At 67.9% G+C, this 25556-nt stretch carries 25 protein-coding genes; 14 read left to right on the top strand and 11 right to left on the bottom strand.

From position 1 onward, the window contains the following. The first annotated feature begins 39 nt into the window (after positions 1-39). The 3 genes from HFL01S_RS25675 (at position 40) to HFL01S_RS11280 (ending at position 2980) form a co-directional block, all read left to right on the top strand. Positions 40-729: a hypothetical protein gene (locus HFL01S_RS25675; RefSeq protein ID WP_245644788.1), complete on the top strand. Its 690-nt coding sequence runs from the start codon at positions 40-42 to the stop codon at positions 727-729. After that, positions 711-1958, top strand: a complete 1248-nt coding sequence (locus HFL01S_RS11285; RefSeq protein WP_245644787.1) for a hypothetical protein — start codon at positions 711-713, stop codon at positions 1956-1958. Before HFL01S_RS25675 ends, HFL01S_RS11285 begins: the two co-directional genes overlap by 19 nt. A 107-nt stretch (positions 1959-2065) precedes the next feature. Next, positions 2066-2980 carry a LysR family transcriptional regulator gene (locus HFL01S_RS11280; protein ID WP_066258443.1) on the top strand — a complete coding sequence of 305 codons (915 nt, stop codon included), beginning with the start codon at positions 2066-2068 and terminating at the stop codon, positions 2978-2980. Between the two features lie 10 nt (positions 2981-2990). On the opposite strand, the gene HFL01S_RS11275 is transcribed toward HFL01S_RS11280, so the two are convergent. Further along, positions 2991-3770, bottom strand: coding sequence for an IclR family transcriptional regulator (locus HFL01S_RS11275; RefSeq protein WP_066258441.1), 780 nt, complete (start codon positions 3768-3770; stop codon positions 2991-2993). A gap of 124 nt (positions 3771-3894) precedes the next feature. On the opposite strand from HFL01S_RS11275, the gene HFL01S_RS11270 reads away from it, so the two are divergent. From HFL01S_RS11270 to HFL01S_RS11260, 3 genes are all read left to right on the top strand, one after another. Beyond that, positions 3895-4866, top strand: coding sequence for a Bug family tripartite tricarboxylate transporter substrate binding protein (locus HFL01S_RS11270; protein ID WP_066258437.1), 972 nt, complete (start codon positions 3895-3897; stop codon positions 4864-4866). A 194-nt stretch (positions 4867-5060) separates the two neighbouring features. Beyond that, on the top strand, positions 5061-5744 hold the full coding sequence (locus tag HFL01S_RS11265; RefSeq protein WP_066258435.1) for an RraA family protein: 684 nt from the start codon (positions 5061-5063) through the stop codon (positions 5742-5744). Beyond that, complete coding sequence (locus HFL01S_RS11260; protein ID WP_066258433.1) at positions 5741-6679, top strand: NAD(P)-dependent oxidoreductase; 939 nt, start codon at positions 5741-5743, stop codon at positions 6677-6679. Before HFL01S_RS11265 ends, HFL01S_RS11260 begins: the two co-directional genes overlap by 4 nt. A 78-nt stretch (positions 6680-6757) precedes the next feature. Here the strand turns inward: HFL01S_RS11260 and HFL01S_RS11255 are convergent, their stop codons facing one another. From HFL01S_RS11255 to HFL01S_RS11230, 6 genes are all read right to left on the bottom strand, one after another. Next, positions 6758-7762 carry a transketolase family protein gene (locus tag HFL01S_RS11255; protein WP_066258431.1) on the bottom strand — a complete coding sequence of 335 codons (1005 nt, stop codon included), beginning with the start codon at positions 7760-7762 and terminating at the stop codon, positions 6758-6760. Next, the gene (locus tag HFL01S_RS11250) at positions 7759-8613 is read right to left on the bottom strand and encodes a transketolase (protein ID WP_066258428.1); all 855 of its coding nucleotides are present in this window, start codon (positions 8611-8613) and stop codon (positions 7759-7761) included. Before HFL01S_RS11250 ends, HFL01S_RS11255 begins: the two co-directional genes overlap by 4 nt. A 36-nt stretch (positions 8614-8649) precedes the next feature. Then, positions 8650-9909, bottom strand: a complete 1260-nt coding sequence (locus HFL01S_RS11245; RefSeq protein WP_066258426.1) for a TRAP transporter large permease — start codon at positions 9907-9909, stop codon at positions 8650-8652. 30 nt (positions 9910-9939) lie between these two features. Next, positions 9940-10455 (bottom strand): TRAP transporter small permease, encoded by a 516-nt coding sequence (locus HFL01S_RS11240; RefSeq protein ID WP_066258424.1) that lies wholly within the window; start codon positions 10453-10455, stop codon positions 9940-9942. A 31-nt stretch (positions 10456-10486) separates the two neighbouring features. Further along, on the bottom strand, positions 10487-11473 hold the full coding sequence (locus tag HFL01S_RS11235; protein WP_066258422.1) for a TRAP transporter substrate-binding protein: 987 nt from the start codon (positions 11471-11473) through the stop codon (positions 10487-10489). A 121-nt stretch (positions 11474-11594) separates the two neighbouring features. Further along, complete coding sequence (locus HFL01S_RS11230) at positions 11595-12344, bottom strand: SDR family NAD(P)-dependent oxidoreductase (RefSeq protein WP_066258419.1); 750 nt, start codon at positions 12342-12344, stop codon at positions 11595-11597. Positions 12345-12468: 124 nt separating this feature from the next. Here HFL01S_RS11230 and HFL01S_RS11225 point away from each other — a divergent pair, with 124 nt between their 5' ends. Then, positions 12469-13353 (top strand): LysR substrate-binding domain-containing protein, encoded by an 885-nt coding sequence (locus HFL01S_RS11225; RefSeq protein WP_066258417.1) that lies wholly within the window; start codon positions 12469-12471, stop codon positions 13351-13353. Between the two features lie 68 nt (positions 13354-13421). On the opposite strand, the gene HFL01S_RS11220 is transcribed toward HFL01S_RS11225, so the two are convergent. Further along, entirely contained in the window at positions 13422-14459 is a 1038-nt protein-coding gene (locus HFL01S_RS11220; protein ID WP_066258415.1) for a TRAP transporter substrate-binding protein, read from the bottom strand. A 37-nt stretch (positions 14460-14496) separates the two neighbouring features. Continuing rightward, positions 14497-15291: a GntR family transcriptional regulator gene (locus HFL01S_RS11215; protein WP_066258413.1), complete on the bottom strand. Its 795-nt coding sequence runs from the start codon at positions 15289-15291 to the stop codon at positions 14497-14499. A gap of 139 nt (positions 15292-15430) precedes the next feature. On the opposite strand from HFL01S_RS11215, the gene HFL01S_RS11210 reads away from it, so the two are divergent. After that, positions 15431-16561: a 5-methyltetrahydropteroyltriglutamate--homocysteine S-methyltransferase gene (locus HFL01S_RS11210; protein ID WP_066258411.1), complete on the top strand. Its 1131-nt coding sequence runs from the start codon at positions 15431-15433 to the stop codon at positions 16559-16561. A gap of 38 nt (positions 16562-16599) precedes the next feature. Here the strand turns inward: HFL01S_RS11210 and HFL01S_RS11205 are convergent, their stop codons facing one another. Together HFL01S_RS11205 and HFL01S_RS11200 are read right to left on the bottom strand one after the other, a co-directional pair. Continuing rightward, the gene (locus tag HFL01S_RS11205) at positions 16600-17628 is read right to left on the bottom strand and encodes a TRAP transporter substrate-binding protein (RefSeq protein WP_066258410.1); all 1029 of its coding nucleotides are present in this window, start codon (positions 17626-17628) and stop codon (positions 16600-16602) included. A gap of 56 nt (positions 17629-17684) precedes the next feature. Next, positions 17685-18548: an amidohydrolase family protein gene (locus tag HFL01S_RS11200; RefSeq protein ID WP_066258408.1), complete on the bottom strand. Its 864-nt coding sequence runs from the start codon at positions 18546-18548 to the stop codon at positions 17685-17687. 126 nt (positions 18549-18674) lie between these two features. Here HFL01S_RS11200 and HFL01S_RS11195 point away from each other — a divergent pair, with 126 nt between their 5' ends. The 6 genes from HFL01S_RS11195 to HFL01S_RS11170 all read left to right on the top strand — a co-directional run bounded on the left by HFL01S_RS11195 (position 18675) and on the right by HFL01S_RS11170 (position 25544). After that, positions 18675-19463, top strand: coding sequence for a crotonase/enoyl-CoA hydratase family protein (locus HFL01S_RS11195; RefSeq protein ID WP_066258405.1), 789 nt, complete (start codon positions 18675-18677; stop codon positions 19461-19463). 34 nt (positions 19464-19497) lie between these two features. After that, a complete protein-coding gene (locus HFL01S_RS11190) occupies positions 19498-21354 on the top strand; it encodes a feruloyl-CoA synthase (protein WP_066258403.1) in 1857 nt (618 codons plus the stop codon). A gap of 24 nt (positions 21355-21378) precedes the next feature. Next, complete coding sequence (locus HFL01S_RS11185) at positions 21379-22143, top strand: SDR family NAD(P)-dependent oxidoreductase (protein ID WP_066258401.1); 765 nt, start codon at positions 21379-21381, stop codon at positions 22141-22143. A gap of 107 nt (positions 22144-22250) precedes the next feature. Further along, positions 22251-22670 (top strand): acyl-CoA thioesterase, encoded by a 420-nt coding sequence (locus HFL01S_RS11180; RefSeq protein WP_066258399.1) that lies wholly within the window; start codon positions 22251-22253, stop codon positions 22668-22670. Positions 22671-22728: 58 nt separating this feature from the next. After that, the gene (locus HFL01S_RS11175; protein ID WP_066258395.1) at positions 22729-23724 is read left to right on the top strand and encodes a Bug family tripartite tricarboxylate transporter substrate binding protein; all 996 of its coding nucleotides are present in this window, start codon (positions 22729-22731) and stop codon (positions 23722-23724) included. A 41-nt stretch (positions 23725-23765) separates the two neighbouring features. Then, entirely contained in the window at positions 23766-25544 is a 1779-nt protein-coding gene (locus HFL01S_RS11170; RefSeq protein WP_066258393.1) for a tannase/feruloyl esterase family alpha/beta hydrolase, read from the top strand. Positions 25545-25556 lie beyond the last annotated feature (12 nt).

The following is a 25556-nucleotide window of genomic DNA, read 5'->3' as shown; positions in this document are numbered from 1 at the left end:
AGACCGAGAACCGGTCCATGACCACCAAAGGAGACCACCATGCAACGATCTTTCAAGCGGCGCACCCTCGCAGCCACCATCGCCACGCTATGCGCCACCGGCCTGACCGCCGCCTGGGCCGACGCCAGCCCCGATGCAGGAGCCCGGAGCGACCGGACCCCAGGCCAGCGCACAGGCACCCATGACCGCCAGTTGGCCTTCGACGCGGCGAAATACACCACGATCACCGTCACGCTGGACGGCGTGGCCACGCCGGTGCGCTGGTACCGCGAGGTGTGTTACGTGGGCCAGCCGATGGCGCTGGCACCCCAGCAACCCGCGCTCGGCCCGCCGATCCAGGTCGACAACCAGGCCTGCGGCTACCAGAACATGAACATCTTCGTGCGCGAGGCCGACGCCTCACGGCGCGACAACGCCATCCTGCTCAACGTCAACAACAGCGGCTGGTTCGCCAGCTACCAGGGCGGCCTGGGTGGCTGGGATGGCGTGGCCCCCATCACCAGCACCAACTACCGCGGCGCCGATATCGTTGCTGGCCGCAGCTACACCAGCACCAGCGACACCGACAAGATCGGGGCGGCGCTCAAGCGCGGCATGGTCTACATCAACAGGCCTCCCGCAGCCGGGGCGCCACGGCCCCCACAGGCGTCTACGGCGACGGTGTCTACCAGGGCAAGGCGCCCGCCGCCATCGTCGACGCCAAGGCGGCCGTGCGCTACCTGCGCCTGAACGACAACCGCATGCCGGGCAATGCCGAACGCATCGTGGTCAACGGCACCAGCGGTGGCGGCGCGCAGGCCACCCAGCTCGCGGCCACCGGCGACCACGCAGACTACCTGCCCTACCTCCTGGCCACCGGCGCCGCCGGGATCGACGCACGGGGCCGGAGCCTGATCAGCGACAGCGTCTTCGCAGTGGTGGCCTACTGCCCGATCCAGGACATGGGCAGCGCCGACATGGCCTACGAATGGATGTTCAACGTCCTGGGCACACGCTCGAAAGTCTCGGCCGACCAAAAGGCGGGGCTGATCGTCGACCCCAGTGGCCAGGAAATCGTGCGCGCGGCCAACCCCGACCCGGCCGGCAGCGCCGAACTGATGAACAGGTTCAAGGCCTACCAGGCCGGTCTGCGCCTGAAAAACGACGAGGGCAAACCCCTGACCACCGACAACATGCTGGCAGCGCTGGAGAAGGAGTTCCGCAAGGCGGCATCCGCCTACGTGAGGGCAGGCAAGTCCGTCGTCGCTTTGGGTGCCACCGGCACGGCGGCCGCCAACGGCGTGGCCGGCGGCAGCGGCACGCTGTCCTACAAGAACGACTTCATCGACATCGACGCCAGCGGCACCGTGACCTTCTTCGACATCGAGAAGTACCTGAGCTTCGTGGCAAAGCAGGCGCGTCTGAAGGCGATGCCGAGCTTCGACCAGGTCGGCCAGACGGCCATCCTCGCGACCACGGCAACGGGCGACACCACCGCCGCGGGCGCGGCGATCTACGGCAACTACCACGGTGGCGAATCCAACCTGTTCGGCACCGCGGCGCAGGTGTATTCGAACTTCACCGAGTACGCGTGGAACCGCAACAACGGCGGTGATGCGGTCAATCCTCCGCAGACCGATGTCGGCCTGCGCAACACCGGCTACGCCTGGTCCGACTACCCGCAGCGGGACTTCCTGCTCCACCAGTACCGGATGATCAACGCCCTGGCCTACATCGGCCGGACCGAAGGGATCACCCCGCACTGGCGCATCCGCAATGGCGCGCGCGACCGCGACACATCCTTCACGGTGGCCTACAACATCAGCCGCGCGCTCAAGGCTGATCGCCGGGTCCGGACGGTCGATTTCGCCTTGCATTGGGACCAGGGCCACGCGGGCAACTACGACGTGCAGGACGCCTTCGCCTGGATCGACGAGCGGCTGGCCCGCGAGGATCGGCACCGCCACGAGGACCGCTGACCGCGGGTGGCGTGCGGGTGCCGATAATGGGGCGCGATCGTCGCCCGTGAAGCCCCGCCCCCTGCCCCCAACGCCGGCCCCCCGACACCGTCGCAGGCCCTTTGCCCATGAAACTGATCGCCCTCAAAGCCCTGGTCGCGGCGGTGGAGAACGGCAGCCTGCGCGCGGCCGCCCGCCAGCTGGACCTCTCGCAGCCGGCGCTGACCAAGACCGTGCGGGAACTCGAACTGGAACTTGGGGCCCGCCTGCTGATGCGCTCGAACAAAGGGGTGGTGCCGACAGCCCAGGGCAAGCTGCTGTTCGAACAGGCGACCAAGTCCCTGCGCGAGCTGGACTCGGTGGTGGACCAGGTGCACCAGCTTGGTGGCCGCATGGTGGGCGAGCTGAGTGTGGGCGCAGTGCCGCTGGCGGTGATGCTGCTCATTCCCGAAACCCTGCGCACCTTCGGCGCGGCCTTTCCCGACATCCGCCTGAGGGTGAGCGAGGAGCTGTACATCGCGCAGTTGCAGCGGCTGCGCCGCGGCGAAGTTGACGTCGCCGTGGGCGGCATCCCGCAGGGTCTGTCCAGCGGCGAGTTCGTGACCGAACCGCTGGTGCAGACGCGCATGGTGGTGGTGGTGCGCAAGGGCCACCCGCTAGAGCGGGCGCACTCCCTGAAGCAATTGGCGAGCGCGAAGTGGGTCTACACCGGGGCCACCAGCGACGAGGGCTACGCCAAGCTGCTGTACGAAAGCCTCGGCATGGCGGCACCCGCCGTGGGTGCTGTGGTCAACTCCACGCTCGCCCTGCTCTCGCTGGTGGGCTCGGGCGATCTGGTGGGCCTGCTGCCCCAGCAGATTGCGGCGCACCCGCTGTGCGCGCGCTACCTGTCGGTGGTGCCGGTGGAAGAGGAAGGCCTGCCACTGACTGTGGGCGCCATCGTGCGCAGCGACTCGGCGGTGTCCCCGGCGGTGCGGCATTTCATCGCCCACCTGCACCGCGCGGCACACCACATCAACCAGGGAGCCGGCACACCCGGCTGACGCCGCAGCATCACGGGCGCCAGGTCGCCGCCGGGGCGTTGCCCGGTGCTGCGCGCCGCGTGCCGGCGATCGCATACGACAGTTCGTTGGCTGCGGTCATTACCGTCTGGGCCAGCTCCATCAGCCGTGCCTCCGGCAGCCGTGATGTAGGCCCCGAGATGCAGACCGAGCCCAGCAGCCGCCAGTGCAGCCCGAACACCGGCGCCGACACGCTGGAGACCTCCGGCTCCCGCTCGCCCAACGAAAGGTGAAAGCCCCGGCGGCGGATCGTCTCGTAGGGCTCGCCCGGCTCGCCGGAGAACGCCAGGATCACGCGCCCCGGCGCCCCGAGGTTCAGCGGCAGGCCGATGCCCACACGCACGTGGTGGCGGATGGTCTGCGGTCCGTCCACCCGCGCCAGGCACTGGCGCTGCTGGCCCTCGCGCACATAGAACGAGGCGCTCTCGCCGGTCTGCACGGTCAGCGCGCGCAGCACAGGCTCCACCACCTCGTGCACGTCGAACACCGCCTGGTAACACGCGCCCAGCCAGCCCGCCGCGCGGCCCAGACGCCAGCTTCCGTCTTCCTTCTGCACCAGGTAGTTCTCGGCCGCCAGGGTGCGCGCCAGCCGCAGCGTGGTGGTCTTGTGCATGCCGGTGCGCCGGCTCATCTCGGCCAGCGTGAGCTGGGGGTCGTCCATGCCGAAACACTCCAGCACCCGCAGCGCCCGGGTGACGGCGGTCACGCTGCCGGTACTGCTCTCGGCGTCGGCCGTCTCGGGGGCCTCGGCGGTCTCTCGGGATGGTTTCATGCTTTGGCCCATGTTTCGACTGTTGAAACAGCATTGTATTGAACGAAACACGCCCGTACAGTCCGCCCCAGCCGCCCACCGATCACCGAGGCGCTTCCCAACCACCGACATCCGGAGACAAGACATGAGCATTTCCCGCCGCCACGCCCTTGCCGCCGCCAGCCTGCTGCTGGCCGCCGGCGCCGCCTTCGCCCAGGCCTACCCCACCAAGCCGATCAAGGTCATCGTGCCCTTCCCTGCCGGCGGCGGCACCGACCTGATCGCCCGCGAGGTGACCACCAAGATCCAGACCACCAAGGGCTGGAACTTCGTGGTCGAGAACCGCCCGGGCACCGGCGGCAACATCGGTATCGACCTGGTGGCCAAGTCGCCGGCCGACGGCTACACCATCGCGCTGGGCCAGACCAGCAACCTGGCGATCAACCCGACGCTCTACAGCAAGATGCCGTACGACTCGGTGAAGGACCTGACACCCGTCGGTCTGGTTGCCAACGCGCCGCTGGTGATGGTCGTGGGCGAGACCTCGCCCTACAAGACCCTGGCCGAGGTGGTGGCCGCGTCCAAGGCCAAGCCGGGTTCGCTGAACATGGCCTTCTCGGGCAACGGCACTGTGGCGCACCTGACCAGCGTGCTGTTCCAGAAGTCGGCCGGCGTGGACTTCACCCACATCCCGTACAAGGGAGCAGGCCCGGCCTCCACCGACGTGGTCAGTGGCCGTGTGGAGCTGTACCTGTCCTCGGTGCCCACGCTGATCGGCCAGATCAAGACCGGCAAGATGCGCCCGATCGCGGTGACCTCGCTCAAGCGCGTGGACGACCTGCCCCAAGTGCCCACCATCGCGGAATCGGGTGTGAAGGATTTCGAGGCCGTCACTTGGTTCGGCTTCGTCGCACCAGCAGGCACGCCCAAGGACATCGTCGCCGTGCTCAACGCCGAAATCAACAAGGCGCTGCAGTCGGCCGACCTGAAGAAGAAGCTGAGCGACCAGGGCGCCGACGTGCTCGGCGGCACGCCCGAAGCCTTCGGCAGCCTGATCAAGAGCGACCTTGCGCGCTGGGCGCCCATCGTCAAGGCCTCGGGCGCCACTTTGGATTGACACCCCTGCGCCGCTGACGCGGCTTCCCCCTCTCTGGCGCGCCTGCGGCGCTGGGAGGGGGACACACCCAGCGGCCCGGCAGAGCCGGTTCCGCGGGTGTCCTGGCCACAGGCACTTCGTTCGTTGCCGGTCACGCGCCGGCACGGTGAAGCACGGCCCTCTTTTCCTTTTCCCTTTCACTGACAACACCCGCCATGTCCCAGCCCGACATCGTCAAAGACTTCCCGCGCGTCGCGCCCGACCTGGTGGCGCAGGCCGCCCGGTTCCAGCCGGCCATCTTCTCCGACATCAATGGCCGCCGCGGCGCACTGCACGGCCGCATCCAGGCCCTGCGCCCGCGCATGAAGGTGGCCGGCCCGGCCTTCACCGTCGAGGTGCGCCCCGGCGACAACCTCATGATCCACGCCGCCATGGCATTGGCGAAACCCGGTGACGTGCTGGTGATCGACGGCAAGGGCGACCAGACCTCGGCCCTGATGGGCACCATCATGATGACCGCCTGCCGCCAGCTCGGCCTGGCCGGCGTGGTCATGGACGGCGCGGTGCGCGACAGCCTGGAGATCGACGAGATGGACTACCCGGTCTTCTCGGTCGGCACCAATCCCAACGGCCCGACCAAGAACAACGGCGGACGTATCGGCCACCCGATCAGCATCGGCGGCGTGACGGTGCGCCCGGGCGACTTCGTGATTGGCGACGGTGACGGCGTGGTGGTGGTCGAACGCGAGGTGCTGCCCAGCCTGCTGCCGCTGGCCGAACACAAGGTGCAGGCCGAGGCCAAGCGCATCGCGCAGATCCAGCAAGGCAACACCTCGGCCTCGTGGCTGACCGCCTCGCTGGTGGCGGCCGGCGTGTTCAAGGAAGGAGAGACCCTGTGAGCACCAAGCCCGTCATTCTCGTGACCGCCGCCGACCTGGCGCCGCAGGCGCTGGCCCTGCTGAGTGAGTACGAGGTGGTGTTTGCCGGCAAGACGCCGACGCAGGACGACATCGTGGCCCTGGCGCGCCAGCAGAACCCGGTCGGCATCATCGTGCGCTACAGCGGCGTCAATGCCGCGGCCATGGACGCTGCGCCCGCGCTGCGCGTGATCTCAAAACACGGCAGCGGCACGGACACCATCGACAAGGCGGCCGCCGCCGAACGCGGCATCGCGGTGACGGTCGCCGTGGGCGCCAACGCGGCCGCCGTGGCCGAACAGGCGATGGCCCTGCTGCTGGCCTGCGCAAAGTCGGTGGTGCAGCTGAACCAGCGCATGCACGACGGCCACTGGGACAAGGCCACGCACAAGAGCCTGGAGCTGGGCGGCCGCACGGTCGGTCTGGTCGGGCTGGGCGCCATCGGCCTGCGCTTCGCGAAGATGGCCGACGCCATGGGCCTGCGCGTGATCGGCTTCGACCCCTTCGCGAAGAACCTGCCGGACTACGTGACCGCGGTGGACCTGGAGACACTCTGGCACGAGTCGGATGCGATCTCGCTGCACTGCCCGCTCACGCCCGAGAACAAGGGCCTGATCAACGCGCAGACGCTGGCGCGCTGCAAGCCGGGCGTGATCGTGGTGAACACCGCGCGCGGTGGCCTGATCGACGAGCCCGCCCTGCTGGCCGCCGTGCAGTCGGGCCAGGTGCGCATGGCGGGGCTGGACAGCTTCGCCATTGAACCCATGACCGTGCCGCACATCTTCCACGGCCAGCCCGGCTTCATCCTCAGCCCGCACATCGGCGGCGTGACCAGCGACGCCTATGTGAACATGGGCGTGGCCGCCGCGCAGAACACGCTGGCGGTGCTGGCCCGCAGCGAAGTCGCCACCGCCTGATCGCCACCACGGGCCCGACGCCATGAAGTCCGAGCGCTGGCAGCGCACCCCTCCGGGCCGTCGCGCCACCTTCGGATCTCAGCCCAGCCAGGTCTTGACGCGCTGGCTCAGCACCCCGGTGCTGATGCCGTAGCGGTCGTGCAGCGTGGGGAGTGCGCCAGCGTCCAGGTAGGCGTCGGGCAGACCAGCGAGACGGAATTTCGCCGGTGCCACACCGTTCTGCAGCAGCGAGCCGGCCACCGCCTCTCCCAGGCCGCCGACCACCGAGTGGTTCTCGGCCACCACCACCAGGCGCGACTTGCGTTGCACCTCGGCGAGGATGGTTGCTTCGTCCAGCGGCTTGATGGTCGGGCAGTGCAGCACGGCCACGCCGATGTTGTCGGCCTGCAGTGCCTTGGCCACTTCGAGCGCGCGCATGGTCATGAAGCCGCTGGAGATGATCAGCACCTCGTCACCGTCCACCAGACGTTTGGCCTTGCCCAGCTCGAAGCGGTAGTCGTATTCGTCCAGCACCAACGGCACGTTGCCGCGCAGCAGGCGCATGTAGACCGGGCCGTTGTGATCCGCCATCTGCGGCACGGCCTGTTCGATGTCGAGCGCGTCGCAGGGGTCGATGATGGTCAGGCCGGGGATGCCGCGCATCATGGCGATGTCTTCGGTGGCCTGGTGGCTGGGGCCGTAGCCGGTGGTCAGGCCGGGCAGGGCCAGGCACATCTTCACGTTCAGGTTCTCTTCGGCGATCACCTGGTGGATGAAGTCGTAGGCGCGGCGCGTGCCGAACACCGCGTAGGTGGTGGCGAACGGAATCAGCCCTTCCTTGGCCATGCCGCCGGCCGCGCCCATCAGCAGCTGTTCGGCCATGCCCATCTGGTAGAAGCGCTCGGGGTAGGCCTGCGCGAACAGGTGCAGGTCGGTGTACTTGGCCAGGTCGGCGGTCATGCCCACGATTTCGGGGCGTTTGGCGGCCAGTTCCACCAGGGCCTTGCCGAACGGCGCGGCCTTGACGCGCTGCCCCTCACCCGCGATGGACGCGATCATGGCGGAGGTGGTCAGGCGCGGTTTCTTTTCGACGGCGGTGTTCATGCGGCGGCTCCTTCGGGGGCGTTCTGGTCGAGGATGGCGAGGGCCTGCTGCCACTCGGGCGGATCGACGCGGATGAAGTGGTTCTTGTCGCGCGTTTCCAGGAAGGGCACGCCCTTGCCCATCAGCGTGTTGAACAGGATCACGCGCGGCTTGGCTTCCTTGAGGTTGCGCGCGGTGTCAAAGGCATCCAGCACAGCGGCCAGATCGTTGCCGTCGATGCGCTGCACGTGCCAGCCGAAGGCGGCCCACTTGTCGGCCAGCGGCTCGAAGCCGAGGATCTTGCTGCTGGGGCCGTCGGCCTGCTGGTTGTTGATGTCGACCAGGCAGATCAGGTTGTCGAGCTGGTGGTGCGCGGCCGACATGGCGGCTTCCCAGGTCGATCCTTCGTCCAGCTCGCCGTCGCTCATGGAGTTGTAGACGAAGGCCGGGTTCTTCTTCTGCTTGAGGCCCAGCGCCATGCCCACGCCAATGACCAGGCCCTGGCCCAGCGAGCCACCAGAGATTTCCATGCCCGGCGTGTAGGTGGCCATGCCGCTCATGGGCAGGCGGCTGTCGTCGCTGCCGTAGGTTTCGAGTTCCTCCTGCGGAATCACGCCGGCCTCGATCAGCGCCGCGTAGTGGGCGATGGCGTAGTGGCCGTGCGAGAGCAGGAAGCGGTCGCGGCCTTCCCATTCGGGGTTCTGCGGTTGCAGGGTGAGCGCGTGGCCGTAGGCCACGGCCAGCACGTCGGCCCAGCCCAGCGCCTGGCCGATGTAGCCCTGGCCCTGAACCTCACCCATGCGGACGGCGTAGCGGCGGATGCGATGGGCGCACCGGGCCAGCGCCGGCAGTTTGTCTGCGGCGGAAGTCATGGAAATCTCCTGTGTGAAAGCGGAAGGGGTTGGGGGTCAGCGAAGGATCGATGCCGGCACGTAAGAGACCAGCGCCAGGACCAGGAAGGCCACGAGGTAGAACGGCCCGAGTTCGCGCACCGTCTGGCCCACCTTGACCTTGGCCAGCGCCGAGGTGATGAACAGCGTGGTGCCCACCGGCGGGGTGTAGAGGCCGACGGCCAGGTTCACCACCATCATGATCCCCAGTTGCACCGGGTCCATGCCGATGCTCTGCGCCAGCGGCAGGAACACGGGGGTCAGCAGCAGCACGGCGGCGGGCAGGTCGATGAACATGCCGATGAACAGCATCAGCAGGTTCATGATCAGGATCACGATCCAGTCCTGGTGCACGTTGTCGGTGATCCACTGGGCCACGCCGCTGGGCATCTGGTCGTAGGTCAGCAGCCAGCCGATGGCGGCCGAGGCCATGATCACCAGCAGCACCACCCCGGTGGCCAGGCCGGCAGAGACCACGGCGTCGTTCAGGCGCTTGAACGAGAGGTCGCGGTAGACCACCACCGAGACGACACCGGCGTACAGCGTGGACAACACGGCCACCTCGGTCGGTGTGGCGATGCCGAAGCGCAGGAACAGCACGATCAGCACCGGCAGCAGCAGCGCGGGCGAGGCGTACAGCAGGTGGGTGCGGAAGGTGCTCCAGTCGATGGGCGTGGTGTCGCGCGGGAAGTTGCGGCGTTTGCCCACGAACCAGCACATGAACATGAAGCCGCCGCACATCAGGATGCCCGGCAGGATGCCGGCGACGAATAGCGCCGCGATGGAGGCGTTGGCCGTCAGAGCGAACAGGATCATCGGGATCGAGGGCGGGATCAGGATGTCGATGGTGGCGGCCGCCGCCAGCGTGGCGGCCGAGAAGGCCGGCGGGTAGCCCAGGCGCTTGTGCCAGGGGATCAGCAACGAACCGATGGCCGAGGCGTCGGCAACGGCCGAGCCGGACACACCACCGAACAGCGTGGACGAGAGCACGCCCACCTGCGCCGGGCCGCCGTGGAAGCGGCCGATCAGCGTGGACAGCACGCCGACCAGCGCGGCGCCCAGGCGACCGCCCATCATCAGCGAGCCAGTGAGCATGAAGAAGGGGATGGCGATCAGCGGGAAGCTCTGCACCTGCGCCACCATCTGCTGCACCAGCAGGTCGAGCGGCACGCGGTCGGAGGTGGCTGCGGCGGCCATGGCGGCCACCAGCAGGGCGTGGGCGATGGGCACGGCCAGCACGGCCGCACCGAGAAAGACGAACAGGATGAGGGCGCTCATGGCGGGTTCCTTGACGTGGGCTGTGGCGGCTTACCAGTGCGCTTCCGGCACGGCCTGCTCGGCGTTCGGGTCGTGTTCCACCGGCGGGGTGGTCCAGGCGTTCCAGGCCGACTTGATCGCCAGCAGGCCCAGCATCAGCAGGCCGGCCATGACGCAGCCGTAGGTGAGTGAACCGGGCACCTGCAGGATGGGCGACTTCTCGTCGTGCACGATCTCCAGCATCTGGAAGGTGGACCAGGACAGCGTGGCGTACAGCGCCGCCACCACCAGCCAGGTGCCGATCGCGGTCCAGCGGCGCACGGTGGCGGGCACCGCGTCCATCAGGAAGCTGGTGGTGATGTGGGCGCCGTGCGCCGCAGCCAGCACCACGCCCGACATGACCAGCCAGGGGAACAGCAGCTCGGGCACTTCGTTGGCCCACTGCAGGCTGCTGCCGGTGGCGTAGCGCAGCACGGTGTTGACCACCAGGATCACGAAGATGACGGTCGTGCTGATCCACAGCATCAGCCGGCACAGGCCGACAACGGCGCGCTCGATCAGGTTCATGGGAAAGCTCCTTGGGCGATCGGTGCCGTCTTCAACGCGCGGCGGCGATGACCTTCTTCAGGTACGGGCCGATGGGCGTGGCCAGCCACTTGTCGTCCACCGCGGCCGTGGCCTTGGCAAACGCGGCCTTGTCCACCGTCGTCACCTGCACGCCCTTGGCCTTCAGGTCGTCCAGCAGCTTGGCGTCGGCGTCGGCCGAGAGCTTGCGCTGCAGCGCGGTGGCTTCGGCGGCGGCGTCCTGCACAGCCTTCTTGTCGGCGTCGGACAGGCGGTCCCAGGTGCGCTTGCTCATCAGGAAGGGCGTCATCTGGAACATGTGGCTGGTCAGTGCCAGGTGCTTCTGCACCTCGTAGAGCTTGCTGGCGTGGATGTTGACCAGCGGGTTCTCCTGGCCGTCTACCACGCCCTGCTGCAGCGCGACGTACAGCTCGGCGAACTTGATCTGCTGCGCCTCGGCGCCCAGCGCCTGCATGATGTCCACCAGCACCGCATCCGGCGGGGTGCGCATCTTCAGGCCCTTCATGTCTTCCACCTTGCTGATGGGGCGCTTGCTGCTGGTCATGTGGCGGATGCCGTTGTCCCAGTAGCCCAGCACCACCATGCCCTTCTCGGCCGACTTCTGCGCCAGCTCCTGGCCCAGCGGGCCGTCCAGCAGCTTGAAGGCCTGTTCGGGCGAGGAGAACATGAAGGGCATGCCGTAGGCCGCGTACTCGGGCACGGCCACCGACACGGCGCCCTGCGAGTTGGCGGTCATATCCAGCGCACCGGTGCGCACGGCGGTCACCATGGCGGCGTCATCCCCCAGCTGGGCCGAGGGCGCGACCTGCACCTCGATGCGGCCGGCCGACTTCGCCTTGACCACCTCGGCGAACTTGACGGCGGCCTCGTGGCGCGGGTTGCCCGGCGCGGCGCCGTGGCCCAGGGTCAGCTTGGTGGCCTGGGCCTGCGCGGCCAGCGGCAGGGCCGCGGCCAGGGCAGCGATGGACAGCAGGGTGCGGGTGAAGGTCTTGCGTTGCATGGTGTTTGTCTCCGTTGGTGTGGGTGAAGGGTTCTCTAAATCCAGAGGCACCGCCGAGCCGGCTTTGCCGGACGGCCAGTGCCGCCCCCTGGGGGGTGACGCCGCAGGCGGCGCGGGGGGTTCAATGAATGAGCATGCCGCCGTTCACGTCGAGCGTGATGCCGGTGCAATAGGTGGACAGCGGGCTGGCGAGGAACACGCAGGCGCCGGCGATGTCGTCGGCGCGGCCCAGGCGGGCCAGCGGGATCGTCTCGGCGATCTCGGCCTTCTTCTCTTCGGTCAGCTTGCCCTTGATGATGTCGGTGCCGATCAGACCCGGCGTGATGCAGTTGACGCGGATGCTCTCCGGGCCGAACTCGCGCGCCATGGCGCGGGCCAGGCCCAGCACACCAGCCTTGGCGGCCGAATAGTGCGGACCGCCCAGGATGCCGCCGCCGCGCTGCGCCGAGACCGACGAGATGCAGACGATGGAGCCGCTCTGCTGCTGGCGCATGGCGGGCAGCACGGCCTGCGACATGTAAAGCGTGCCGCGCAGGCTCACGTCCAGGATGCGGTCGTAGTCGGCGCCGGTGATCTCCAGCGTCTTCACCGGCTGCGTGATGCCGGCGTTGTTGACCAGCGTGTCGATGCGACCGAAGGCCTTGAGCACGGCCGCTGCGGCCGCTTCGCACGAGGCCTTGTCGGTCACGTCGGCCACGATGCCGATGGCGCCGTTGCCGATCTGCGCCGCGGCAGCGGCCGGGTCGGCGCGTTCCAGGTCGAGGATCGCGACTTTCGCGCCTTGTGCGGCCATGAGGCGGGCGGTGGCGAAACCCAGGCCGTTGACGCCGGCACCGCCGGTGATGATGGCCACGTTGTCCTTGAGCAGCATGAGTCTTGTCTCCAGTGGTTTGAACAGTACTGGGAACGGATTCTCAAAGCCGGTCATGGTGATGACAAGCGATAAAAGGTCAGCGTAAGATGACAGAACGTCATTCAACAGCAGGGTTCACCCCATGGCCGCTTTGCCCCCCATCGCCAACCTGCAGGCCTTCGAAGCGGTGGCCCGGCGCCGCAGCTTCGCGCTGGCCGCGGTCGAGCTGCACCTCACCGCCTCGGCCATCAGTCACCAGGTCTCGCGCCTCGAAGCGCACCTGGGCGTGCGCCTGTTCGAGCGCAGCGCGCACGGTGTGCGCCTGAGCCCCGCAGGCGAACACTACCGGCTGCATGTGGGCGCCGCGCTCAACGCCATCGCCGCCGCCACCGACGACCTGCGCCAGGGCATCCGCAACAGCCTCTACGTGCACTCCGCACCCAGCATCGCCAGCCTGTGGCTCATGCCGCGGCTGCACCGCTTCGCGCAGGCCTACCCGGACATCTCGCTCAACCTCTCAGCCGCGCACACGCCCAGCGACTTCGCGCTCGGCCAGTCCGACATCGACATCCGCTACGGCATCCCGCAGTGGGGCGATCTGGTGGTGGAGCCGCTGTTCGTCGAGTCGCTGGTGCCGCTGGCCAGCCCGGCCTTCATCAAGGCGCACAAGCTCAAGCGGGTGGAACAGCTGCTGGAGGTGCCGCTGATCCAGAGCAATGTGAGCATCGTGCAGTGGTCCGACTGGTTCGGCCGCTTCACGAAGCTGCGCGCGCCCGACCGCTTCGCGCTGCGCTTCGACCGGGCGCAGATGTCGCTGGACGCGGCCACACAGGGCCTGGGTGTGGCGCTGGAAAGCGCCATGAACGCCGGCGGTCATCTGAAAGAAGGCAAGCTCAAGGCACCCTTCGGCATGGACCAGGCCATCCGCGTGAAGGCGCATTTCGCCGTCTACCCGGAGCGCCACGCCAAGCGCCCGGCGGTGGAGGCGTTCCTGTCATGGCTGCACGCCGAGGCCGCGAAAACCTGAGGGCCCCGAACAGCAAGGGGCTGCCGACCTACGCCGGCAGCCCCTCATCCGATCGCCGAATGCGCGGCTTACTTGTTGTACTTGGCGATCAGCGCACGCGCTTCGGACGCCAGCTTGGCGCCGTCAATGCCCTTGGCCTTCACCTCGTTGACCCAGTCGGTCTCCACCGTCGAGGCGGTGCGCTTCCAGCGCTGCACCTCGGCAAGCTCCAGCTCGGTGATCTTGTTGCCGGCCTTGACCGCGATCTCGCGGCCAGCCTTGTCGCCGTCGTCCATGGCCTTGCCGAACAGGGCAGCGGCCACCTGGCCCGAGTTGTCGTCGATCACCTTCTTCAGGTCCGGCGGCAGCTTCTCGTAGGACGCCTTGTTCATCGAGAACGCGAAGGTCTGCGTGTACAGGCCTTCCTTGCCGGCGAAGGTGGTGTGGTTCTTCACCAGCTCGGTCACCTTCAGCGAAGGCGTCACTTCCCAGGGAATGGTGGTGCCATCGATCACGCCCTTGGACAGGGCTTCGGTCACCGCCGGCACCGGCATGCCCACCGGCGTGGCCCCCAGCTTGGTCAGCATGTTGTTGATGATGCGCGAGCCGCCGCGGATCTTCATGCCGCGCAGCGACTCCAGCCCCACCACCGGCTGCTTGGTGTGGAACAGGCCGGGGCCGTGGGTGTGCACCGCGATCAGCTTGACGTCCTTGAACTCGTCTGCGGCGAACTTCTCGACGTACTCCTGGATGGCCCTGGACGAGGCCTCGGCCGAGCTGCTCATGAACGGCAGTTCAAACACCTCGGTCTTGGGGAAGCGGCCGGGGGTGTAGCCCAGCACCGTCCAGGTGATGTCGACCACGCCGTCCTTGGCCTGGTCGAACAGCTGCGGGGGCGCGCCACCCAGCTGCATGGCGTGGAACAGCTGGACCTTGATCTTGCCGCCGGACTCGGCCTCGACCTTCTGTGCCCAGGGCACGATGGCCTTGGCGGGGATGGTGGCCTGTGGCGGCAGCATCTGGTGCAGGCGCAGCGTCACGGTCTGGGCCATCGCGGTGCCGGCCGTCGCCAGGGCAGCCACCGCGCCGAGGGTGGCCAGGGCGGTGCGACGGGGAATGAGCTTCATGGGTGTCTCCTTGGGTTGAAAAACGGGATGGATGGGTTCAGCGGCGGCGCCGGATCATGCGGATCGCCGGCATGTTGCCGGCCAGTGGTTCGGAAGGGTGCGCCGCCAGCACGTCGACCAGGTTGCGGCGCGCCAGCCGCGAGTGCTCGCGCATGATGGCCTCGGCGCGTGCGCCCTCGCGCTGCTCGATGGCGTCCAGCACCTGCCGGTGCTGGTCCTGCGCGACGATGAGCATGTCGCGCGCCCGCGTGGACTGCGCCTGCAGCAGCACGAAGCCCGAGGGCGAGGCGAACGGCAGGCTGGCGGCGCGCTCCAGCTGGCGCGTGATCGTGGGGCTGTCCGCCAGTTCGTAGAGCAGCGTGTGAAAGTGGCTGTTGAGGGCGACGTAGGCCGAGAACGCCTCGTCGTCCAGCTTGGGCGCGGTCAGCAGCGCGTCGATGCGGTCCAGGCACTGCCGCGCCTCGGCCAGCACCACCAGGGGCGCGCCGCGTTCGGCCGCCAGCCGGGCCAGCAGGCCTTCGAGCGTGCCGCGCAGCTCGATGGCGTCGGCCACGTCGCGCTCGGAAAAGCTCTGCACCACATAGCCCCCGCTGGGCAGGGCTTCGAGCAGGCCTTCCTGCTCCAGACGCACCAGCGCGGCGCGGATCGGGGTGCGCGACATGCCCAGCCGCTCGACGATGGCCAGCTCGGCGATGCGGGTGCCACCGGGCAGTTCGCCCGAGAGGATCAGCTCGCGCAATTGCAGCAGCGCGCGCACCTGCGCGGTCTCGGAAGAACCGCTGGGTGTGGCAGCGAGCGCCGCATCGGCTTGAAGGTCCCGGACCGTGTTCATGGATACCCAATGTATACAGAAACCCCAGAAATTCCCTCAGAGAGAACCCGATATCAGGGAAATCCATGAGTCTCTGTATCCAGCCAGGACACCGCTGTGTTGGCTACGATGCCGCTGGCAACCACCACACGGAGACACCATGAGCACCCGCATCCCGTTCCGTGCCGACCACGTCGGCTCCTTCCTGCGCCCGGCCTACCTGCTGGAAGCGCGCGACCAGTTCTTCAACAAGAAGTCGATCACGGCCGAGCAGCTGCGCGCCGTGGAGGACAAGGCCATCACCGAGATCGTGAAGTTCCAGGCCGACGTGGGCCTGCCGTCGATCACCGACGGCGAGTTCCGCCGCACCTACTTCCACATCGACTTCCTGGAGCAGCTCGGCGGCGTGAAGACCGACATCCCGGTCACCATCGTGCGGCCCGACGGCACCGAGGAGCTGGCACCGCCGGTGATCCGCGTGATCGACAAGGTGCGCCACGCCAAGAACATCCAGCTGGCCGACTTCCAGTACCTCAAGTCGCAGGTCGAGGCGCTGGGCATCAGCGGCCTGGTGCCCAAGGTCACCATCCCCTCGCCCACCATGCTGCACTTCCGCGGCGGCCGCGCCGGCATCAGCAAGGAGGCCTACCCCGAGCTGGACCCGGTGTTCTACGACGACGTGGCCAAGGCCTACGGCGACGAGCTGCAGAGCCTGGCCGACGCGGGCTGCACCTATGTGCAGATGGACGACACCAACATGGCCTACCTCTGCGACGAGAAGATGCGCGAGGCGGCGCGCCAGCGCGGCGACGACCCCAACGAGCTGCCGCACCGCTACGCGGCCTTCATCAACAAGGTGGTGGCGCGCAAGCCGGCGGGCATGACGCTGTGCATGCACCTGTGCCGCGGCAACTTCAAGAGCACCCACGCGGCGGCCGGCAACTACGAACCGGTGGCCGAGGCCCTGCTCTCGGAGATGCACCTGGACGCCTATTTCATGGAGTACGACGACGACCGCTCGGGCGACTTCCGTCCGCTGCGCTTCCTCAAGCCCGGCAAGACCGTGGTGCTGGGTCTGGTCACCACCAAGTTCGGACAGCTGGAAAGCAAGGACGACCTCAAGCGCCGCATCGCCGAGGCTGCGCAGTACGCGCCGCTGGACCAGCTGGCGCTGAGCCCGCAGTGCGGCTTCTCGTCCACCGTGCACGGCAACAACATCGCCGTGGAAGACCAGCGCAGGAAGCTCGCGCTGGTGGTGGAAACCGCGCGCGAGGTCTGGGGCAGCCTCTGAACCACCCACGCGCCGCCGCAAGACGGCGCAGGGGGGTTTTACTTGTCGTACTTGCTGATCAGCGCCTTGGCTTCGGAGACGAGGCGGGCGCCGTCAACGTTCTTGGACTGCATCTCCTTGATCCAGTCTGACTCCACCACACCGGCGGTGCGCTTCCAGCGCTGCACCTCGGCCAGCTCCAGCTCGGTGATCTTGTTGCCGTTCTTGAGCGCCAGGCTGCGGCCCACGTCGTCGCCCACGTCCTGCGTGCGCGCGATCAGGGCACTGAACTCCGCACCGGAGTTGTCGTCGATCACCTTCTTCAGATCGGCCGGCAGCTTGTTGTAGGCGTTCTTGTTCATCGCCACCACGAAGGTGGTCACGTACAGCGCGCGGTCACCGGCGAAGGTGGTGTGGTTCTTCACCAGTTCCTGCACCTTCAGCGCGGGCGCCACTTCCCAGGGGATCGTGGTGCCGTCCAGAACGCCCTTGGACAGGGCTTCCGTGACACCCGTCACCGGCATGCCCACCGGGGTCGCGCCCAGCTTGACCAGCATGTTGTTGACCACGCGCGTGCCGCCGCGGATCTTCATGCCGCGCAGGCTTTCGAGCCCGACCACCGGCTGCTTGGTGTGGAACAGGCCCGGGCCATGGGTATGGACCGCGAGAACGTGCACATCCTTGTACTCGTCGAGCGCGTTCTTCTGGATGTAGTCCCACAGCGCGCGCGAGGTTTTTTCGGCCGACAGGCCGGAGATGAACGGCAGCTCAAACACCTCGGACTTCGGGAAGCGGCCCGGCGTGTAACCCGGCAACGTCCAGACGATGTCCACCACACCATCGCGCGCCTGGTCGTACAGCTGCGGCGGCGTGCCGCCCAGCTGCATCGAGGGGAACATCTGGATCTTGATCCGGCCCTTGGAGTCTTCTTCGATCTTCTTGGCCCAGGGCACGAGCGCCTTGGACGGCACCGTGCCCTGCGGCGGCAGGAACTGGTGCAGGCGCAGCGTCACTTCCTGTGCGAACGCGCCCATGCTGGTGGCGGCGGCCAGCGCAGCGGCGGCCAGTCTGAACTTCCATGCGGACATGGTCTTGTCTCCTTCTTCTGAGAGGGTGGATGGTTGAAATAGAAACGGAAAACGGATCAGGCCAGGCCGAGCAGGCGCACGGCGTTGCCCTTGAGGATGCCGGGCATCACCTCGGGCTTGAAGCCGGCGACCTCGAAGTCCTTCATCCAGCGCTCGGGCGTGATCAGCGGGTAGTCGCTGCCGAACAGGATGCGGTCCTTGAGCAGGGTGTTGGCGTACTGCACGAGTTGCTTGGGGAAGTACTTCGGGCTCCAGCCCGAGAGGTCGATCCAGACGTTGGGCTTGTGCGTGGCCACCGACAGCGCCTCGTCCTGCCAGGGGAAGCTGGGGTGCGCCATGACGATCTGCATGTCGGGGAAGTCGATCGCAACGTCGTCCAGGTGCATCGGGTTGCTGTACTCCAGCCGCAGCCCGCCGCCGCAGCGCATGCCCGATCCGATGCCGCTGTGGCCGGTGTGGAAGATGGCCGGCAGCTTGTGCGCGTTGATGACTTCGTAGATGGGCCAGGCCATCTTGTCGTAGGGGTGGTAGCCCTGCACCGTGGGGTGGAACTTGAAGCCCTTGACGCCCTCTTCCTTGATCAGGCGCTCGGCCTCGCGCGCACCCATCTTGCCCTTGTGCGGATCGACGCTGGCGAAGGCCATCATCATGTCGCTGTTCTCGCGCGCGGCCTGGGCGATCTCCTCATTGGGAATGCGGCGGCGGCCCAGCTTGGACTCGCTGTCCACGGTAAACATCACCAGGCCGATCTTGCGCTCGCGGTAGTAGGCGATGGTCTCGGCGATGGTGGGCCGGCGGTTGCTGCCGAAGTACTTGTCGGCGGCGCGGTCGTACTCTTCGCCGTAGTTGTCGAACGGGTTCCAGCAGCTCACTTCGGCGTGGGTGTGGATATCGATCGCGATCAGGTTCTGGTGGTCCATCATGGTCTCCTTATGAAGGTGGGACTAGGGTAAGTACGGGGGTCTATGTTGCAGGGTATTGCTTGATTTGGTTATTGTTTATAACAATAATTCCACCACCCAACAAGCTCCAAAACCCGAACCACCATGACCACCCAACACCCTGACCTGAGCGTACAGCTGCACGGCGAGCAACAGGAAATCGCCATCGTCACCCTGACCCGTCCGGCCAAGCGCAACGCGCTGAACGATGGCCTGATCCTGGCCATCCGCGACGCCTTCCAGAACCTGCCCGCCAGCGTGAAGGCGGCGGTGATCGACGGCGAGGGCGAGCACTTCTGCGCTGGCCTGGACCTGTCCGAACTGAGCGAGCGCGACGCCGCCGAAGGCGTCTTTCATTCGCGCATGTGGCACGCGGCGCTGGACTGCGTCGAGAAGGGCACCGTGCCCGTGATCGCCGCGCTGCACGGCGCGGTGGTGGGCGGCGGCCTGGAGCTGGCCAGCGCCTGCCACATCCGCGTGGCCGACGAGACCACCTTCTACGCGCTGCCCGAAGGCACGCGCGGCATCTTTGTCGGCGGCGGCGGCGCGGTGCGCGTGCCCAAGCTGATCGGTGCCGCCCGCATGACCGACATGATGCTGACAGGCCGCGTCTACAACGCCGCCGACGGCGAGCGTGTGGGCCTGGCGCAGTACCTGGTGCCCACCGGCACCGCGCGCGAGAAGGCGATTGAACTGGCCACGCGCATTGCCACCAACGCGCGCATGACCAACTTCGCGCTCATGCACGCCCTGCCCCGCATCGCCGAGCAGCCGACCGACCACGGCCTGTTCACCGAAGCGCTGATGGCCTCCATCGCGCAGTCGGCGCCTGAGGCCAAGGAGCGCGTGCGCGCCTTCCTCGAAGGCAAGGCCGCGAAAGTCAAGAAGAGCTGACCTACGGCGTGCCGCAAAACCCGAGGAGACAAGCATGAGCACAGCGAAATACCGCCCCCTGAAGTTCGGCGTCACCCGCGCCATCCTGCGCGACGGCGAGACCGGCGTGCACTACCTGCGCGCCGACCAGGACCTGGGCCCCTACCCCGAGCGCCTGACCGACCGGCTGGTGCACTGGGCCAAGGAGCGCCCCGACCAGACCCTGTTTGCGCGCCGCGTCAAGAACGCCGACGGCAGCAGCGGCGACTGGAAGCACATCAGCTTCGCACAGGCGCTGGACGCGGCGCGCCGCATCGGCCAGGGCCTGCTCAACCGTGGCCTCTCGGCCGAGCGCCCGGTGCTGATCCTCAGCGAGAACGATCTCGAACATGCCCTGCTCGCACTGGGCTGCCTGTACGCCGGCATCCCCTGGTGCCCGACCTCGCCGGCCTACTCGCTGGTCAGCCAGGACTACGACAAGCTCAAGCACGTCATCAAGACGCTCACGCCGGGCCTGGTGTTCGCCAGCGACGCGCTGCGCTACAGCCGCGCCATGCTCGCCACCGTGGCCGATGACGTGGAGCTGGTCTGCACCAACGGCACCGTGCCGGGCCGCGACACAACCTCGTTCGCCGCCCTGATGGCGACCGAGCCGACGCCGGCCATCGACGCCGTGATGGCGGCCACCGGCCCCGACACCATCACCAAGTTCCTGTTCACCTCGGGCTCGACCAAGCTGCCCAAGGCGGTGATCAACACGCAGCGCATGTGGTGCGCCAACCAGGCCCAGATGACGGCCTCAATGCCGGTGCTGGCCGAGAAGCCCCTGGTGCTGGTCGACTGGCTGCCCTGGAGCCACACCTTCGGTGGCAACCACAACTTCGGCATGGTGATCTACCACGGCGGCACGCTCTACATCGACGACGGCAAGCCCACGCCCGCGCTGATGCACGAGACCCTGCGCAACCTGCGCGAGATCTCGCCCACGGTCTACTTCAACGTGCCGACCGGCTTCGAGGCGATTGCCGATGCCATGAAGACCGACGACCTGCTGCGCAAGACGCTGCTGGCCAAGGTCAACATGTTCTTCTACGCCGGCGCCGCCCTGGCCCAGCCGATCTGGGACAGCCTGTTCGAGAGCGCCGAGCGTGAGGTGGGCGAGCGCATCGTCATGGGCACCGGCCTGGGCATGACCGAGTCCGGCCCGTTCGGCATCTTCGTCACCAGCCCCAACGTGAACGCCGGCGACCTGGGCCTGCCCACGCCCGGCCTGGAGCTCAAGCTGGTCGACATGCAGGGCAAGACCGAGGTCCGTTACAAGGGCCCGAACATCACACCCGGCTACTGGCGCCAGCCCGCGGAAACCGCCGAGGCCTTCGACGACGAAGGCTTCTTCAAGACCGGCGACGCGGTGAAGTGGATCGACGAGACCGATGTGCACCAGGGCCTGAAGTTCGACGGCCGCATCGCCGAGGACTTCAAGCTGGCCACCGGCACCTTCGTCAGCGTCGGCCCGCTGCGCGGCAAGATCATCGCCGCCGGTGCGCCCTATATCCAGGACGTGGTGCTGACCGGTCTGAACATGAAGGAAGTCGGCGCCATGGTGTTCCCCACCGCGGCGGTGCGCCAGCTCTCGGGCCTGCCGGCAGACGCCTCGATGCACGACGTGCTGGACACCCCCGGCGTGCTGGCGCAGTTCCAGAAGATCGTGGACGAACTGGCCAAGAACGCCACCGGCTCGGCCAACCGCATCGCGCGCCTGTGCCTGCTGGCCGACCCGCCCACCATCGACCGCGGCGAGATCACCGACAAGGGCTCGATCAACCAGCGCGCCGTGCTCACGCACCGCGCCGACACGGTGGCCAAGCTGCATGCGGACGAGCTGCGCTACATCCTCAAGCCAACGGTCTGAATCCACTTCCTTCAGGAGCGACACATGAACATCCAAGGACACGCCGCCCTCGTCACCGGTGGTGGCTCCGGCCTCGGTGAGGCCACGGCCCGCGAACTCGCCCGCCTGGGCGCCAAGGTCGCGGTGCTCGACCTGAACCTGGAGAACGCGCAGCGCGTGGCGGCCGACATCGGCGGTGTGGCGGTGCAGTGCAACGTCTCCGATGAGGCCAGCATGCAGGCCGCCATCGAGGCCGCCGCCGCGGCCCACGGCCCGGCGCGCATCCTGATGCAGATCGCCGGCATCGGCTCTGCCAAGCGCGTGGTCGGCAAGGACGGCAACGCCGCGCCGCTGGCCGACTTCGCCCGCGTCATCAACGTCAACCTCATCGGCACCTACAACGCGGCCCGCCTGTTCGCAGCGGCCTGCGCCAAGCTCGACCCGATGGAAGACGGCGAGCGCGGCGTGATGGTGTTCACCGCCAGCGTGGCGGCCTTCGACGGCCAGGTGGGCCAGCAGGCCTACAGCGCGTCCAAGGCCGGCGTGGTCGGCATGACGCTGCCCATGGCGCGCGACCTGGCGCAGCACGGCATCCGCGTCTGCACCATCGCCCCCGGCCTGTTCGCCACGCCGCTGATGAAGGAACTGCCTGAGCCGGTGCAGGAGTCGCTGGCCAAGAGCATTCCCTTCCCCAACCGCCTGGGCAAGCCCGAGGAGTTCGCCGAGTTGGCCGCGCACATCGTGAGCAACGGCCACCTCAATGGCGAGGTCATCCGTCTGGACGGCGCCCTGCGCATGGCGCTGAGATAAGTCCCCCCTGCGCCGCCTGCGGCGTCACCCCCCAGGGGGCGGCGCTGGCGGCCTGGCAGAGCCAGTTCCGCGGCGCCCTGGGTCAGACACTTCTCTCTCAAACGTCTATGTCCAAAACCGTTGTGTATGAAGTTGAAGTGATGTTCGGCGACTGCGATCCCGCCGGCATCGTGTTCTTTCCGAACTTCAGCAAGTGGATGGACGCCTCGTCGCTGAACTTCTTCGTGAAGTGCGGCGTGCCGCCCTGGCGCGAGCTGCAGAAGACGACCGGGATCATCGGCACGCCCCTGCTGGAGATCCACACGAAGTTCTTCAAGCCCGCCACCTACGGCGAACGCCTGCAGATCCACACCAGCGTCACCGAGTGGCGCGAGAAGGTGCTGATCCACAAACACATCGTCAAGCGCGGCGACGACCTGCTGTGCGAAGGCGAAGAGACCCGTGCCTTCTGCATGCGCGACCCGGCCAACCCGGACCGCATCAAGGCCGTCCCGATACCGCCCGACATCCGGGCGCTGTGCACCTGATTCCGAAGCCCTCGCAGAAGGGTCCGCTTTTTCAACCACCACCACCGGAGACAACACCATGAGCATTGCCCGCCGTCAGTTCATCCAGGCGTCCGCCGCCTCCACCCTGCTGGCCAGCCTGGGCCTGCAGAGCGCCCACGCCCAGGGGCTGGAACAGGTCAAGATCGTCAACGGCTTTCCCGCCGGCGGCAGCGCCGACGTGACCAGCCGTCGCATCGGAGACAAGCTGGGCGGCACCGCCTACACGAAGAACGCCGCCGTGGTGGAGAACAAGACCGGCGCGGCCGGCCGCATCGCCGTCGAGACCGTGAAGAACGCCGCGCCCGACGGGTCCACACTGCTGCTGACCCCGTATTCGATGATGTCGATCTACCCGCACATCTACAAGCAACTGAGCTACGACCCGTTCAAGGACCTGGCGCCGGTGGCGATGGCCTCGATGCTGGCGCACGGCCTGGCCGTCGGCCCCATGGTGCCGGCCTCGGTGAAGACGGTGAAAGACTACCTGGCCTGGTGCAAGGCCAACCCCAACCTGGCCAACTACGGTTCGCCCGCCGCCGGTTCCACGCCGCACTTCCTGGGCGCCCTGCTGGGCATCGAGGCCGGCGTCGAACTCAAACACGTGCCCTACCGCGGCTCCATCCCGGGCATCACCGACGTGATCGGTGGTGCGCTCGCATCGATGTTCACGCCGCATGGCGACTTCCTGCCCAACCACAAGGCGGGCAAGCTGCGCATCATCGCCACCTCCGGCAAGCAGCGCTCCACCTTCGTGCCCGAAGTGCCCACCTTCGCCGAACAGGGCTTCCCCGATCTGGTGGTCGAGGAGTGGTTCGGCTTCTACGCGCCGGCCAAGACACCGACCCAGGTGATCACCAACGCCAACCAGGCCATCAACGCCGCGCTCAAGGAAAAGACCGTCATCGACAGCCTGGCCCTCTCGGCCATGGTGCCGGTCGGTGGCACGCCTCAGGAGATGGCCAAGAGCATGAAGCACTACTTCGACTTCTGGGGCCCGCTGGTCAAGAAGATCGGTTTCACCGCCGAGTCCTGATCGCAGCATCGCACGCCCAACCCCTTGCACGAGGCATCCCCATGAAGCATCCGAACGCATCCGCACGCCTGGCCCTGGTCGCCTTGCCGGCCCTGGCCCTGAGCGCCTGCTCCCAGATGGGCCCGGCGCCCGCTGGCGGCGCATCCACCATCGCCAAAGGCGCTGCCCTGCAGCAATGTGAAACCCTGGCGGCCAGCTTCCGGCACGACCAGACCGCCATCGACTCGGCGACCGTGGTGGCCGCGGGAACGTTGCGGCTCGGCGGGCACGAGCACTCTCGCCCGCTGCCGCAGGGTGCCGCACCGGCGCAGCCCACGGGTGGCAACCCGGTGGCCGAGCACTGCCTGGTCAAGGGGTCCATGCACAAGCGCAAGGGCAGCGACGGGCGCGACTACGCCATCGGCTTCGAGATGCGCCTGCCCAAGGCCTGGAACGGCCGCTTCTACTACCAGGGCAACGGTGGACTGGACGGCAACGTGCGTCCGGCCGAAGGCGCGCTGGGCGGCGGTCCGCTGACCGGTGCGCTGATGCAGGGCTTCGCCGTGATCAGCTCCGACGCCGGTCACTCGGGCCCGCAGACGCCCTACTTCGGTCTGGAGCCCCAGTCGCGGCTGGACTACGGCTACCAGGCGGTGGCCAAGCTCACGCCCATGGCCAAGGCGCTGATCGCCACCGCCTACGGCAAGGGGCCGGACCGCTCCTATCTGGGTGGCTGCTCCAACGGCGGCCGCCACGCACTGGTCGAGGCTGCGCGCGGCCAGGCCTACGACGGCTACCTGGTCGGCGCACCCGGCTACCGCCTGCCCAACGCCGCGCTGGCCCAGCTCTGGGGGGCGCAGCAGTGGGCGCCGCTGGCCGTGGCCGGCGCCACCACCCAGCACCCGCTGGTGCCCACCGCCAAGATCCCGGACCTGAGCGGCGCCTTCACCAAGGCCGAGCGCCAACTGGTGGCCGACGCCATCCTGGCCAAGTGCGACGCGCTGGACGGCGCGAAGGACGGCATGGTGCAGTCCATGCAGGCCTGCCAGGCGGCGTTCAACCTCAAGACCGACGTGCCCACCTGCTCCGGCGAGCGCAACGGCCAGTGCCTGAGCGCGGCGCAGAAGGACGTGGTCGCCCGTGTGTTCGCCGGTGGCCGCACCAGCTCGGGCCAGGCGATCTACTCGGCTTTCCCGTTCGATCCGGGCCTGGCCGGTGACAACTGGGCCACCTGGAAGTTCGCCAACTCGGTCGCGCTCGATCCGCTGTCGGTCGGCACCGTGTTCAGCGTGCCGCCGGGCATGTTCGACCCGCTCAAGGTCGACATCAACGCGCGCCTGCCGATGTTCAGCGCCACCAACGAGGTCTACCGCGAATCCGGAATGTCGCTGATGACGCCGCCCGGCCACGAGAACCCGGTGAACCTGGCCAAGCTCAAGGGCCGCGGCGCAAAGATGATCGTCTACCACGGCGTGGCCGACGCGATCTTCTCCGCCGAGGACACGCGCCAGTGGCTGCTGCGCCTGGACCAGGCGCTGGGCGGCAAGGCCGACAGCTTCGCGCGCTTCTTCCCGGTGCCGGGCATGGCGCACTGCAGCGGCGGCCCGTCCACCGACCAGTTCGACCTGCTCTCGCCGCTGGTCAAGTGGGTCGAGCAGGGCCAGGCGCCGCAGGCCGTGCTGGCCACCGCGCGCGGCGTGGGCAACGCCGGCGGCGCCAACAGCGAGGTGCCGGCCAGCTGGGCGCCCAACCGCAGCCGCCCGCTGTGCGCCTACCCCACGGTCGCGACCTACAAGGGGTCCGGGCCGATGGAAGACGCGTCCAGTTTCGCCTGCCGCTGATTCCCCGCGCGT

The sequence above is a fragment of the Hydrogenophaga flava NBRC 102514 genome (assembly GCF_001571145.1).
Taxonomy (GTDB): Bacteria; Pseudomonadota; Gammaproteobacteria; order Burkholderiales; family Burkholderiaceae_C; genus Hydrogenophaga; species Hydrogenophaga flava.
This window is presented reverse-complemented; position numbering and strand designations above follow the sequence as displayed.

Coding starts and splice junctions, on each gene's coding strand:
- HFL01S_RS11280 (WP_066258443.1), top strand. CDS start 2,066: ATGAAACTGATCGCCCTCAAAGCCCTGGTCGCGGCGGTGGAGAACGGC.
- HFL01S_RS11185 (WP_066258401.1), top strand. CDS start 21,379: ATGAACATCCAAGGACACGCCGCCCTCGTCACCGGTGGTGGCTCCGGC.
- HFL01S_RS11230 (WP_066258419.1), bottom strand. CDS start 12,344: ATGCTGCTCAAGGACAACGTGGCCATCATCACCGGCGGTGCCGGCGTC.
- HFL01S_RS11220 (WP_066258415.1), bottom strand. CDS start 14,459: ATGAAGCTCATTCCCCGTCGCACCGCCCTGGCCACCCTCGGCGCGGTG.
- HFL01S_RS11205 (WP_066258410.1), bottom strand. CDS start 17,628: ATGTCCGCATGGAAGTTCAGACTGGCCGCCGCTGCGCTGGCCGCCGCC.
- HFL01S_RS11270 (WP_066258437.1), top strand. CDS start 3,895: ATGAGCATTTCCCGCCGCCACGCCCTTGCCGCCGCCAGCCTGCTGCTG.
- HFL01S_RS11235 (WP_066258422.1), bottom strand. CDS start 11,473: ATGCAACGCAAGACCTTCACCCGCACCCTGCTGTCCATCGCTGCCCTG.
- HFL01S_RS11275 (WP_066258441.1), bottom strand. CDS start 3,770: ATGAAACCATCCCGAGAGACCGCCGAGGCCCCCGAGACGGCCGACGCC.
- HFL01S_RS11195 (WP_066258405.1), top strand. CDS start 18,675: ATGACCACCCAACACCCTGACCTGAGCGTACAGCTGCACGGCGAGCAA.
- HFL01S_RS11170 (WP_066258393.1), top strand. CDS start 23,766: ATGAAGCATCCGAACGCATCCGCACGCCTGGCCCTGGTCGCCTTGCCG.
- HFL01S_RS11225 (WP_066258417.1), top strand. CDS start 12,469: ATGGCCGCTTTGCCCCCCATCGCCAACCTGCAGGCCTTCGAAGCGGTG.
- HFL01S_RS11245 (WP_066258426.1), bottom strand. CDS start 9,909: ATGAGCGCCCTCATCCTGTTCGTCTTTCTCGGTGCGGCCGTGCTGGCC.
- HFL01S_RS11190 (WP_066258403.1), top strand. CDS start 19,498: ATGAGCACAGCGAAATACCGCCCCCTGAAGTTCGGCGTCACCCGCGCC.
- HFL01S_RS11255 (WP_066258431.1), bottom strand. CDS start 7,762: ATGAACACCGCCGTCGAAAAGAAACCGCGCCTGACCACCTCCGCCATG.
- HFL01S_RS11240 (WP_066258424.1), bottom strand. CDS start 10,455: ATGAACCTGATCGAGCGCGCCGTTGTCGGCCTGTGCCGGCTGATGCTG.
- HFL01S_RS11250 (WP_066258428.1), bottom strand. CDS start 8,613: ATGACTTCCGCCGCAGACAAACTGCCGGCGCTGGCCCGGTGCGCCCAT.
- HFL01S_RS11175 (WP_066258395.1), top strand. CDS start 22,729: ATGAGCATTGCCCGCCGTCAGTTCATCCAGGCGTCCGCCGCCTCCACC.
- HFL01S_RS11215 (WP_066258413.1), bottom strand. CDS start 15,291: ATGAACACGGTCCGGGACCTTCAAGCCGATGCGGCGCTCGCTGCCACA.
- HFL01S_RS11200 (WP_066258408.1), bottom strand. CDS start 18,548: ATGGACCACCAGAACCTGATCGCGATCGATATCCACACCCACGCCGAA.
- HFL01S_RS11180 (WP_066258399.1), top strand. CDS start 22,251: ATGTCCAAAACCGTTGTGTATGAAGTTGAAGTGATGTTCGGCGACTGC.
- HFL01S_RS25675 (WP_245644788.1), top strand. CDS start 40: ATGCAACGATCTTTCAAGCGGCGCACCCTCGCAGCCACCATCGCCACG.
- HFL01S_RS11210 (WP_066258411.1), top strand. CDS start 15,431: ATGAGCACCCGCATCCCGTTCCGTGCCGACCACGTCGGCTCCTTCCTG.
- HFL01S_RS11265 (WP_066258435.1), top strand. CDS start 5,061: ATGTCCCAGCCCGACATCGTCAAAGACTTCCCGCGCGTCGCGCCCGAC.